Origin of the sequence: Pseudomonas sp. GM50, assembly GCF_000282375.1 — a bacterium.
In the GTDB taxonomy this organism is placed as follows: domain Bacteria; phylum Pseudomonadota; class Gammaproteobacteria; order Pseudomonadales; family Pseudomonadaceae; genus Aquipseudomonas.
In genome coordinates, this window is the sequence record NZ_AKJK01000117.1 from 1 (window position 1) to 11,569 (window position 11,569).

The 11,569-nt window shown below is 60.6% G+C and carries 8 protein-coding genes and 1 pseudogene; 5 read left to right on the top strand and 4 right to left on the bottom strand.

Translation table 11 applies throughout. The annotated features are described in order from the left end of the window. Window positions 1-70: 70 nt before the first annotated feature. The 4 genes and pseudogenes from PMI30_RS03540 to rloA all read right to left on the bottom strand — a co-directional run. A pseudogene (locus PMI30_RS03540) lies at window positions 71-1,009 on the bottom strand (anthranilate synthase component I family protein); the annotation flags it as partial. A 176-nt stretch (window positions 1,010-1,185) separates the two neighbouring features. Next, window positions 1,186-2,172: an alpha-L-glutamate ligase-like protein gene (locus PMI30_RS03535; RefSeq protein ID WP_008014103.1), complete on the bottom strand. Its 987-nt coding sequence runs from the start codon at window positions 2,170-2,172 to the stop codon at window positions 1,186-1,188. After that, window positions 2,172-3,707, bottom strand: coding sequence for an osmotic stress tolerance membrane protein RloB (gene rloB / locus PMI30_RS03530; RefSeq protein WP_008014104.1), 1,536 nt, complete (start codon window positions 3,705-3,707; stop codon window positions 2,172-2,174). Before rloB ends, PMI30_RS03535 begins: the two co-directional genes overlap by 1 nt. Window positions 3,708-3,712: 5 nt before the next feature. Continuing rightward, on the bottom strand, window positions 3,713-4,249 hold the full coding sequence (gene rloA / locus PMI30_RS03525; RefSeq protein ID WP_032836227.1) for a retropepsin-like aspartic peptidase RloA: 537 nt from the start codon (window positions 4,247-4,249) through the stop codon (window positions 3,713-3,715). A gap of 297 nt (window positions 4,250-4,546) precedes the next feature. Here rloA and PMI30_RS03520 point away from each other — a divergent pair, with 297 nt between their 5' ends. The 5 genes from PMI30_RS03520 to prpF all read left to right on the top strand — a co-directional run bounded on the left by PMI30_RS03520 (window position 4,547) and on the right by prpF (window position 11,472). After that, window positions 4,547-5,269 carry a GntR family transcriptional regulator gene (locus PMI30_RS03520; protein WP_007902102.1) on the top strand — a complete coding sequence of 241 codons (723 nt, stop codon included), beginning with the start codon at window positions 4,547-4,549 and terminating at the stop codon, window positions 5,267-5,269. Next, window positions 5,266-6,156, top strand: a complete 891-nt coding sequence (gene prpB / locus PMI30_RS03515; RefSeq protein WP_007902093.1) for a methylisocitrate lyase — start codon at window positions 5,266-5,268, stop codon at window positions 6,154-6,156. The genes PMI30_RS03520 and prpB overlap by 4 nt, the downstream gene beginning before the upstream one ends. Before the next feature lie 139 nt (window positions 6,157-6,295). Next, window positions 6,296-7,423 (top strand): bifunctional 2-methylcitrate synthase/citrate synthase, encoded by a 1,128-nt coding sequence (prpC, locus tag PMI30_RS03510; RefSeq protein WP_008014107.1) that lies wholly within the window; start codon window positions 6,296-6,298, stop codon window positions 7,421-7,423. A 208-nt stretch (window positions 7,424-7,631) separates the two neighbouring features. Next, window positions 7,632-10,229 carry a Fe/S-dependent 2-methylisocitrate dehydratase AcnD gene (acnD, locus tag PMI30_RS03505; RefSeq protein ID WP_008014110.1) on the top strand — a complete coding sequence of 866 codons (2,598 nt, stop codon included), beginning with the start codon at window positions 7,632-7,634 and terminating at the stop codon, window positions 10,227-10,229. Window positions 10,230-10,281: 52 nt separating this feature from the next. Next, on the top strand, window positions 10,282-11,472 hold the full coding sequence (prpF, locus tag PMI30_RS03500) for a 2-methylaconitate cis-trans isomerase PrpF (RefSeq protein ID WP_008014113.1): 1,191 nt from the start codon (window positions 10,282-10,284) through the stop codon (window positions 11,470-11,472). Window positions 11,473-11,569: the final 97 nt, after the last annotated feature.

Sequence of the window (11,569 nt, forward strand, 5' to 3'; positions counted from 1 at the left end):
GAGTTCAGACGTGTGCTCTTCCGATCTGATCGGAAGCATACGAGATTACAAGGTGACTGGAGTTCAGACCGGAGCCGATACGGCAGGTACGGCCGAGGTCGTTGCGCAGCAGGTCGACGATCATCAGGTTTTCAGCGCGATCCTTGGGGCTGGCCAGCAGTTCGGCGGCGTTCGCGGCATCTTCGGCAGCGGTCAGGCCGCGGGGGCGGGTGCCTTTGATCGGGCGGGTTTCGACGTGGCGCTCGCTGACTTTGACGAAACGCTCCGGCGACAGGCTCAGCACCGCGCCGCCATCGGGCAGGCTCTGGAAACCGGAAAACGGCGTCGGGCACGCCGCCCGCAGCGCGCAGTACGCGGCCCATGGATCGCCCAGGCATTGCGCGCGAAAGCGCTGGGCGAAGTTGACCTGATAGCAGTCGCCGGCCTGGATGTATTGCTGAATGCGTTCGAAAGCTTGTCGATAGTCGTCGGGGCTCAGGTCGGCGCTCATCGGGCCGTCCAGTTTGAAAGGCTCGATTTTCTGAGGTGCAGGTTGCGTGAACAGTTCGATCAGCCGCTGTCGTTCGCTGTCGATCAACGCCGGGTGGAACACCAGTTGGCTGGTGGCCAAGTGGTGATCGCTGATCAGGGCCCAGTCGTACAGCCCGAAACGTGCGTCGGGCAATTGCAGATCGTCCCGCGCCTGGCTCGGCAGGTTTTCCAGATGCCGGCCGAAGTCATAGCTCAGGTAGCCAATCAGGCCGCCGGCGAAGGGCAGGTCAAAAGGAACGGCTGCTTCACCGAGTCGCGTCAGATTGTCGCGAAGGCGTTGCAGGAAATGGCTGCCGCTTTCATCCGGTAATACGGCCAGTTGCTCCAGCGGCCAGGCACTGAGCAGGTCATAACGCCCACGCTCGGCGCTCGGTCGGCCGCTGTCGAGCAGCACGGCACCGGGGGCATGACGAATCGCCGCGAAGTATTCGGCGGGGTTGGCGCGATAGGGCAGCGGGTGTACGGAACAGGTCAACATGGGCGGGGCAGATCAGCCATCGAGGCGGGGGAGCGATTGTAGTCCTCTGCAGGATTTGCTCCTAGAGGGGATGTCGGGGATTGGCAGGTTGAGAGCTTTGTTGCCTGTTAGTCAGTCTTCGCGGGCAAGCCTCGCTCCTACAGGAGCGAGGCTTGCCCGCGAATGTCTGTCTCGGATCAACCCTCAACCGCTGGAATATGCCCAAACATTTCCTGAACGAACTCAACGCGTTCCTGCACCGTTTCGGTTATCCCGCGCGCTTTCAATTCTTCCAGTCGCGCTTCGACCGCGTGGGTACGCAACGTCAACCCGCAGTCGTTGGCGATCTGAATGTTCAAACCGGGCCGGGCGTTAAGCTCAAGAATCAGCGGCCCTTTCTCCTGGTCGAGCACCATGTCGACACCGATGTAACCCAACCCGCACAGCTCATGGCAGCCGGCAGCGAGCTTCATGAAACCGTCCCAGTAGGGCAGTTGCACACCGTCCACTGCATTGGTGGTGTCCGGGTGTTTGTTAATGATGTTGTTCAGCCAGGTGCCGCGCAATGTCAGGCCTGTGGCCAGGTCGACACCGACGCCGATGGCGCCTTGGTGCAGGTTGGCTTTGCCGCCAGACTGGCGAGTCGGCAGGCGCAACATGGCCATCACCGGATAGCCCATCAGCACGATGATGCGAATGTCCGGCACGCCTTCGTAGCTGATGCTTTTGAAGATCTGGTCCGGGGTCACGCGGTATTCGATCAGCGCACGGTCACGGTGCCCGCCCAGGGAGTACAGGCCGGTGAGGATGCTCGAGATATGGTGCTCGAGTTCCTCATGGTCAATGATCTTGCCGGACACTGTGCGATAGCGCCCCTCGAACCGGTCGGCAACCACAATGATGCCGTCGCCGCCGGCGCCCTGGGCCGGTTTGATCACGAAATCGGTACGCCCGCCGATGATCTCGCCGAGGTTGTCGATTTCTTTCTCGGTGGAGATCACGCCGTACAGCTCCGGCACGTGGATGCCGGCGGCGATGGCGCGCTCCTTGGTGATGATCTTGTCATCGACGATCGGGTACAGGCTGCGCTTGTTGTACTTGAGCACGTAGTCTGCGTTGCGCCGATTGATCCCCATGATGCCCCGGGCCTCAAGGGCTTTCCAGGTCTTCCAGAGACCGAACATCAGGCGTCAACCTTCTTCAGGAAAGCCTTGAAACGCACCAGTTCGGTCAGGCGGTAACCGCGATAGCGACCCATGGCCAGCATGAAGCCCACCAGAATCAGCAGGACCGCCGGGAAGGTGAACACAAAGTACACCAGCTCCGGCACGCTCATGATCAGGTGCGCCAGGGAAGCGGCGAACAGCGTGCCGATCGCCACTTTCATGGCATGGCCGCCACCGCGCTCTTCCCAGGTGATCGACAGGCGTTCGATGGTCATGGTCAGAATCACCATCGGGAACAGTGCCACCGACAACCCGCGTTCCAGGCCGAGTTTGTGGCTGAACAGGCTGATAGCCGCGATCAGCACCACCACGAAGGTCAGCACCACCGACAGCCTCGGCAGCATTTGCAGTTTCAGATGTTCAAGGTAGGAGCGCAGCGACAGCCCCAGCGCCGTAATGATCGTAAACAGCATAATACCAAAGCCGAGCTGGGTTTCCCGGAAGGCGAGGGCGATCAGCACCGGGGTAAAGGTGCCGAGTGTCTGAATGCCGATCAGGTTGCGCAGGATCAGGATCACCAGCACGCCGATCGGGATCATCACCATGATCATGAAGGTCTGCTGGGTTTCCAGCGGCAGGCCGTATAGCGAGTAATCGAGAAAGTTGGCGTCGGAGTTTTCGTCGGTCAGCTTGGCCAGGCGAATGGCGTTCATTTCGCTGTTGTTCATGCTGAAGGTGACGTTGGCTTTTTTGCCGCCATCGACGGTGATCAGGTTTTCATCGCCCGTCCACCACAGCAAGCGGTCGGTGGGCAGGCCCTGTTCGCCGGTTTCCGGGTTGAAGTACAGCCAGTCGGTGCCGTTGAAGCTGCGCAACCAGAGTTCAGGCATTTGTGGCTGATCGGCCACCAGGCGAATGGTGTGGACCTTTTCCACTGGCACGTGGGCGATGGACAGTACCAGTTCGACTATTTTGGCTTTGTTCACGGTGGACGGATCGCCGGCCAGCAGCAGTTTCACGTTGTCGTCGTTGAGGTTGTTGACGCGCTTGATGGCTTCGCCGATGAAGGTTTCGACGTCGGCCGAGTGTTGGCGGATCGGCGCGAGCAGGGCTTCGGCGGCGATTTTTTCCGGGCCTTCGACGGCAATGCTGTCGCGGAAGGTCGGGCCTTTGATCTTGGATTTTTCGCCGCTGTAGCGCTTGGTCAGCACCAGTCGGTAATAAAGGGTCTGGTTGCCCTTGGCGCGACGCGCCGACCAAGTGACCTTGCGGTTGCCGTCGACACGGTTCACCGCCACGCCGTAATTATTGGAAATGAAACTCTCGTTGAGGCTCACGTAGTCGCGGCTCAGCGGCGGCACGAACATCTGGATCTTGATCGGGTCTTTGGCATTGGCGACGAACTCGACCTTGGCGTCGATGTTCCACAAGTCGTCGGTGGCGTCTTCGGTCACCGGAATTCCGAGCACGAAAATCTGATAGGCCGTAACTGAAATGCCCAGCACCACCAGGATGGCGATCAGCAGTTTCAGATGGAGGGTAAGAGAGCGCATTGGAATTACTCTGCGGTATGTGCGTCGGTGGCGCAGGCGGGTTTGCCAGCAGCGTATTTAAGACTGGGGTCGACCAGCGCATCGAAACGCTTGAGCGCTTCGGAGCCGATCAAGAGCGGGTATTGGAAGGCACTCCGGTCGGTCAAGTTCACTTCGATACTGCGTAAAGCCGAACCCATGCAGATATCCAGCTCGATGACCGGACGGGCGGTGTATTTCTTGCCTTCTTCCGGGTCGTAGTCACCGGCCCGGCGCTTGATCTTGCTGACACGGGCCAGCGGTCGTTCGATCGGGTGCGAATGCGCGGCGTCGATAGCCAGATAGAAGCGCACCCACGACTCGCCATTGCGTTTGAAACGTTTGATGTCGCGGGCGCTCAGCGAAGCGGTTTTTGCCCCGGTGTCGAGTTTGGCGGCGACTTCCAGGTTGATGCCATCCAGCGAAGCGTACTCATTGAGGCCGTACACAGTCTTTTCCCCTGCCGCGGCGAAACCTGAAAGGCCAAAAAGACAAAGGAATGTGGTGAAGGGCTTGAGTCTCATAAATCCTGATGCGCAGCGGTCCGTTCTTCAATTCAAGGCCCTGGCATTGCTGCACAAGCTCCCTCGTATGCCTATCTGCTTTTTATGACAGGCAATGCAGATGACAAGCAAATGCGGGCGGCATTCTAGCACGGTGGGTTTATGGCGCCAGCGTTGGCCGACGGCTATAACTTGAGGTGTTGCTTCCTTATGGTGCAGAGGGTTATTAGACGATTGTCGACAATATCGAATTATCCTTTGACGTAACCGGCCATATTCGCTAGTTTTTGCGGCATTGGTTTTCAAGGTGTCGACAATATGCTGGATCAACTCGATCCCCCGGTCACGGTTCAGGACGACTCGGAAACACTTTCCGAAAACGTCTTCCGACGCATTCAGGCGGCCATCGTCAAAGGCGAGATTGCCCCGGGTAGCAAGATCTCAGAGCCGGAGCTGGCGCGCACCTACGGCATTAGCCGCGGGCCGCTGCGTGAGGCCATTCACCGTCTGGAAGGCCAGCGCCTGCTGGTTCGCGTGCCGCACGTCGGGGCGCGGGTGGTGTCGCTGAGCCACGCCGAACTGCTGGAACTCTACGAAATTCGCGAATCCCTGGAAGGCATGGCGTGCCGTCTGGCGGCTGAACGCATGACGGTCGAAGAAATCGACGAACTGCGTCGGGTGCTGGAAACCCATGAGCGCGATGCGGCGTTTCAGGCCGGTGTCGGTTACTACCAGCAGGAAGGCGATTTCGACTTTCATTACCGGATCATCCAGGGCAGCGGCAACCGTACCCTGACCCAGATGCTGTGCGGTGAGCTCTATCAGCTGGTGCGCATGTACCGCATCCAGTTTTCCACCACGCCCAATCGGCCGCGCCAGGCGTTTGCCGAACACCACCGAATTCTCGATGCCATCGCCGACCGTGACGGTGAGTTGGCCGAGTTGTTGATGCGCCGTCACATCGGCGCCTCCAAACGCAATATTGCCCGTCACTACCAGGACGGCGCTAACCCGACAGCCACTGAACGAGGTGAGTCATGAGTTCCAACAAGAGCACTCCAGGCCAGCGTTTCCGCGATGCGGTCGCCAGCGAACATCCGCTGCAAGTGGTCGGCACGATCAACGCCAACCACGCACTGCTGGCCAAGCGCGCCGGTTTCAAGGCTATTTACCTGTCGGGTGGCGGGGTGGCTGCTGGCTCCCTGGGCGTGCCGGACCTGGGGATTACCGGTCTGGATGATGTGCTGACCGACGTGCGTCGCATCACTGACGTCTGCGACTTGCCGCTGTTGGTGGACGTGGACACCGGTTTCGGTTCCTCGGCGTTCAACGTCGCCCGTACCGTGAAGTCGATGATCAAGTTCGGCGCGGCGGCGATTCACATCGAAGACCAGGTCGGCGCCAAGCGCTGCGGTCACCGTCCTAATAAAGAGATCGTCTCGCAGCAGGAAATGGTCGACCGCATCAAAGCGGCCGTTGATGCCCGCACCGACGACAGCTTCGTGATCATGGCCCGCACGGACGCCCTGGCGGTGGAAGGCCTTGAGTCTGCGCTGGATCGCGCGGCGGCATGCATCGAAGCCGGCGCCGACATGGTGTTCCCGGAAGCGATCACCGAGCTTGAGATGTACAAACTGTTCGCCAGCCGCGTGAAAGCGCCGATCCTGGCCAACATCACCGAGTTCGGCGCGACGCCGCTGTACACCACCGAGCAGCTCGCTGCCGCCGACGTGTCGTTGGTGCTGTACCCGCTGTCGGCATTCCGCGCCATGAACAAAGCCGCGGAAAACGTCTACACCGCGATCCGCCGCGACGGCACGCAACAGAACGTCATCGACACCATGCAGACGCGCATGGAGCTTTACGATCGCATCGATTACCACACCTTCGAGCAGAAGCTCGATGCGTTGTTTGCAGCGAAGAAGTAATGAAAGCCCTGTAGGAGCGAAGCTTGCTCGCGAAGACGGACTGACATTCAAAATCAATGTCGTCTGAGACGCCGCTTTCGCGAGCAAGCTTCGCTCCTACAAGTTTCCCTGACAAATTCAAAAAAAATTGGAGACAGCAATGGCCGAAGCAAAAGTACTCAGTGGCGCCGGGCTCCGTGGCCAGGTGGCCGGGCAAACCGCACTGTCCACCGTGGGCCAGTCGGGCGCCGGCCTGACCTATCGCGGCTACGATGTTCGCGAACTGGCGGCTGACGCACAATTCGAAGAAGTGGCTTACTTGCTGCTGTACGGCGAACTGCCGACCAAAGCACAACTGGCTGCCTACACCCAGAAACTGAGCAAGCTGCGCGATCTGCCGCAAGCGCTGAAAGAAGTGTTGGAACGCATCCCCGCTGACGCCCACCCAATGGACGTGATGCGCACCGGTTGCTCATTCCTGGGCAACATCGAGCCGGAGAAAGACTTCTCCGAGCAGCACGATGCCACCGACCGTTTGCTGGCCGCATTCCCGGCGATTATGTGCTACTGGTATCGCTTCAGTCACGACGGCAAACGCATCAATTGCGTGACCGACGAAGCCTGTATCGGCGGCCATTTCCTGCACCTGTTGCACGAAAAGAAGCCGAGCGAGTTGCACGTCAAAGTGATGAACGTTTCGCTGATCCTCTACGCGGAACACGAGTTCAACGCCTCGACCTTCACCGCCCGGGTGTGCGCCTCGACGCTGTCGGATCTGTATTCCTGCGTCACGGCGGCCATCGGCTCCCTGCGCGGCCCGCTGCATGGCGGCGCCAACGAAGCGGCGATGGAAATGATCGAGCGCTTTTCGTCGCCCGAAGAGGCGATCAAAGGCACCCTCGGCATGCTCGAGCGCAAGGACAAGATCATGGGCTTCGGCCACGCGATCTATAAGGACAACGATCCGCGCAACGAGGTGATCAAGGCCTGGTCGAAAAAACTCGCTGACGAAGTGGGCGACACGGTGCTGTTTCCGGTATCCGAAGCCATCGACAAGACCATGTGGGAGCAGAAAAAACTGTTCCCCAACGCTGACTTCTACCATGCGTCGACGTACCACTTCATGGGCATTCCGACCAAGTTGTTCACGCCGATCTTCGTCTGCTCGCGCCTGACCGGCTGGGCGGCCCATGTGTTCGAGCAACGTGCCAACAACCGCATCATCCGCCCGAGCGCCGAATACGTCGGCGTCGAACAGCGCAAGTTCGTGCCAATCGAACAACGCTGACTGGGGGAGGGCGCCGGTGCCGGTTGCTGAATGAACCGAGACCCCTGTAGGAGCGAAGCTTGCTCGCGAAGACGGACTGACATTCAACATCAATGTCGACCGACAGACCGCTTTCGCGAGCAAGCTTCGCTCCTACAGGGGGATCGGTTTCAGTTCAGAAGCCGCGCCAGGCCCCACCCTTTGTAATCACCGTGACCGAGTCCTGACGATGAACACTGAATTCCGCAAACCGCTGCCCGGCAGCCATCTGGATTATTTCGACGTCCGCGCGGCGGTCGAGGCCATTCAGCCCGGCGCCTACGACGCTCTGCCGTACACCTCCCGCGTGCTGGCGGAAAACCTCGTGCGTCGCTGTGACCCGGCCACGCTCACCGAATCCCTGAAGCAATTCATCGAGCGCAAACGCGATCTCGATTTCCCATGGTTCCCGGCCCGCGTGGTCTGCCACGACATTCTTGGCCAGACCGCCCTGGTCGACCTCGCCGGCCTGCGCGATGCCATCGCCCTGCAAGGCGGCGATCCGGCGCAAGTGAACCCGGTGGTGCCGACGCAACTGATCGTCGACCACTCGCTGGCCGTTGAGCGCGGTGGCTTCGATCCCGAGGCGTTCGAGAAGAACCGCGCCATTGAAGACCGTCGCAACGAAGACCGTTTCCACTTCATCAACTGGACCAAAAAAGCCTTCAAGAACGTCGACGTGATCCCGCCGGGCAACGGGATCATGCACCAGATCAACCTGGAGAAAATGTCGCCGGTGATTCAGGTGCGCGACGGCGTGGCGTTCCCCGACACCTGCGTCGGCACCGACAGTCACACCCCGCACGTCGATGCGCTGGGCGTGATCGCCATTGGTGTGGGTGGTTTGGAAGCGGAGAGCGTGATGCTCGGTCGCGCATCGTGGATGCGTTTGCCGGAAAGCGTCGGTGTCGAACTCACTGGCAAGCTGCAGCCGGGCATCACCGCCACCGACATGGTGCTGGCGCTGACCGAATACCTGCGCAAACAAAAAGTCGTTGGCGCCTGGCTGGAGTTCTTCGGTGAAGGTGCTTCGGCACTGACCTTGGGCGACCGCGCGACCATTTCCAACATGGCCCCGGAATACGGTGCCACGGCGGCAATGTTCTACATCGACCAGCAGACCATCGACTACCTGAAACTCACCGGCCGTGAAGACGAGCAAGTGCAGTTGGTCGAGAATTACGCCAAGCAGACCGGCCTCTGGGCAGACAGCCTGAAAGGCGCGCAGTACGAGCGTGGGCTGAGCTTCGATCTGTCTTCGGTGGTGCGCAACATGGCCGGCCCGAGCAACCCGCACGCCCGTGTCGCCACGTCCGATCTCGCCGCCCAAGGCATCTCCGGCCAGTGGGACGATGTGCCGGGCCAGATGCCGGACGGCGCGGTGATCATCGCCGCCATCACCAGTTGCACCAACACCAGCAACCCGCGCAACGTCATCGCCGCCGGCCTGCTGGCGCGCAATGCCAACAAGCTCGGGCTGACCCGCAAGCCTTGGGTCAAATCGTCCCTGGCGCCGGGTTCGAAAACCGTGGCGCTGTATCTGGATGAAGCCGGGCTGACTAAAGAGCTGGAGCAACTCGGCTTCGGCGTCGTGGCCTTCGCCTGCACCACGTGCAACGGCATGTCCGGCGCGCTGGACCCGGTGATCCAACAGGAAATCATCGACCGCGATCTGTACGCCACGGCCGTACTCTCCGGTAACCGTAACTTCGACGGGCGGATTCACCCGTACGCCAAAAACGCATTCCTGGCTTCGCCGCCATTGGTGGTGGCTTACGCTATCGCCGGGACCATTCGTTTCGACATCGAAAAAGATGTGCTGGGCCTGGACGCGAACGGCAAGGAAATCCGCCTGAAAGACATCTGGCCGAGCGACGAAGAAATCGACGCGGTAGTGAAAGCTTCGGTCAAACCGGAGCAGTTCCGCCAGGTGTACATCCCGATGTTCGCCATCCACGAAGACACCGGCCCCAAGGTCACGCCGCTGTATGACTGGCGCGAAATGAGCACCTACATCCGTCGTCCACCGTACTGGGAAGGCGCGCTGGCCGGCGCGCGTCCGCTCAAGGGCATGCGCCCGCTGGCGGTGCTGCCGGACAACATCACCACTGATCACCTGTCGCCTTCCAACGCGATCATGCTCGACAGCGCCGCTGGTGAATACCTGGCGAAAATGGGCCTGCCGGAAGAAGACTTCAACTCCTACGCCACTCACCGCGGCGACCATTTGACCGCGCAGCGCGCGACGTTCGCCAACCCGAAACTGTTCAATGAAATGGTCCGGGAAAACGGCAAGGTCAAGCAGGGTTCCCTGGCGCGGGTCGAGCCGGAAGGCAAGGTCATGCGCATGTGGGAAGCCATCGAAACCTACATGGAGCGCAAGCAGCCGCTGATCATCATCGCCGGCGCCGACTACGGCCAGGGTTCGTCCCGCGACTGGGCGGCCAAAGGTGTGCGTCTGGCGGGTGTGGAAGCGATCGCCGCTGAAGGTTTCGAGCGCATCCACCGCACCAACCTGGTGGGCATGGGCGTTCTGCCGCTGGAGTTCCAGCCGGGCACCGACCGTCACACCCTGGCCATCGACGGCAGCGAAACCTACGACGTGATCGGCGACCGCACCCCGCGTGCGACGCTGACGCTGGTGATCAATCGCAAGAACGGCGAACGCGTCGAAGTGCCGGTGACCTGCCGCCTCGATACCGCTGAAGAAGTGTCGATCTACGAGGCTGGCGGCGTGTTGCAGCGCTTCGCTCAGGACTTCCTCGAAGAATCGGCGGTTGCCGTTTAACACGACGAGCCGCGCGGGGGGGTAAGCCCCGCGCTGGCCGATAAGGATCTATATGGCTCACACACCCCAGATCAAGATTCCTGCTACCTATATGCGCGGCGGCACCAGCAAAGGCGTGTTCTTCAGCCTGAAAGACCTGCCCGAAGCGGCACAAATCCCTGGGCCGGCTCGCGATGCGTTGTTGCTGCGCGTGATCGGCAGCCCCGACCCTTACGACAAGCAAATCGACGGCATGGGTGGCGCCACTTCGAGCACCAGCAAAACCGTGATCCTGTCGAAAAGCCTCAAGGCCGATCACGACGTCGATTACCTGTTCGGTCAGGTGTCCATCGACAAGCCTTTCGTTGATTGGAGCGGCAACTGCGGCAACCTTTCGGCAGCAGTCGGTTCGTTCGCCATCAGCAACGGTCTGGTGGACGCCAGCCGCATCCCGCACAACGGTGTGGCGGAGGTGCGCGTATGGCAGGCCAACATCGGCAAGACCATCATCGCCCATGTGCCGATCACCAACGGTGAGGTCCAGGAAACCGGCGATTTCGAACTCGACGGCGTGACCTTTTCGGCGGCCGAAGTACAGCTCGAATTCATCGACCCGGCGGCGGAAGAAGAGGGGGGCGGCGGTTCGATGTTCCCCACTGGCAACCTCGTGGATGACCTCGAAGTGCCGGGCGTCGGTACGCTCAAGGCGACCCTGATCAACGCCGGCATTCCGACCATCTTCGTCAACGCTGAAGACATCGGTTACACCGGTACCGAATTGCAGGGCGCGATCAATGGCGACCTGAAGGCGTTGGCGATGTTCGAAACCATCCGCGCTTACGGCGCGCTGCGGATGGGGCTGATTCAGCACCTGGACGAAGCCGCCAAACGCCAGCACACGCCCAAAGTGGCTTTTGTGGCTCCGCCTGCGGATTACATTGCTTCCAGTGGCAAGGCGATTGCGGCAGCCGACATTGACTTGCTGGTGCGTGCGCTGTCCATGGGCAAACTGCACCACGCGATGATGGGCACGGCAGCGGTGGCCATCGGCACGGCAGCGGCGATTTCCGGCACGTTGGTCAACCTGGCCGCGGGCGGCATCGAACGCAACGCTGTGCGCTTCGGTCATCCGTCCGGCACCTTGCGCGTGGGCGCCGAGGCCAGCCAGGTCAACGGTGAATGGACCGTGAAAAAAGCCATCATGAGCCGCAGTGCGCGGGTGTTGATGGAAGGGTTTGTCCGTGTGCCGGGCGACTCGTTTTGACGCTAATCTGAAATCCGACACAAAACCCTGTGGGAGCGAGCCTGCTCGCGATGAGGCCATAACATTCAACATCATTGTTGGCTGTTACACCGCCATC

Coding starts and splice junctions, on each gene's coding strand:
- PMI30_RS03535 (WP_008014103.1), bottom strand. CDS start 2,172: ATGTTCGGTCTCTGGAAGACCTGGAAAGCCCTTGAGGCCCGGGGCATC.
- rloB (WP_008014104.1), bottom strand. CDS start 3,707: ATGCGCTCTCTTACCCTCCATCTGAAACTGCTGATCGCCATCCTGGTG.
- PMI30_RS03520 (WP_007902102.1), top strand. CDS start 4,547: ATGCTGGATCAACTCGATCCCCCGGTCACGGTTCAGGACGACTCGGAA.
- prpF (WP_008014113.1), top strand. CDS start 10,282: ATGGCTCACACACCCCAGATCAAGATTCCTGCTACCTATATGCGCGGC.
- acnD (WP_008014110.1), top strand. CDS start 7,632: ATGAACACTGAATTCCGCAAACCGCTGCCCGGCAGCCATCTGGATTAT.
- prpC (WP_008014107.1), top strand. CDS start 6,296: ATGGCCGAAGCAAAAGTACTCAGTGGCGCCGGGCTCCGTGGCCAGGTG.
- prpB (WP_007902093.1), top strand. CDS start 5,266: ATGAGTTCCAACAAGAGCACTCCAGGCCAGCGTTTCCGCGATGCGGTC.
- rloA (WP_032836227.1), bottom strand. CDS start 4,249: ATGAGACTCAAGCCCTTCACCACATTCCTTTGTCTTTTTGGCCTTTCA.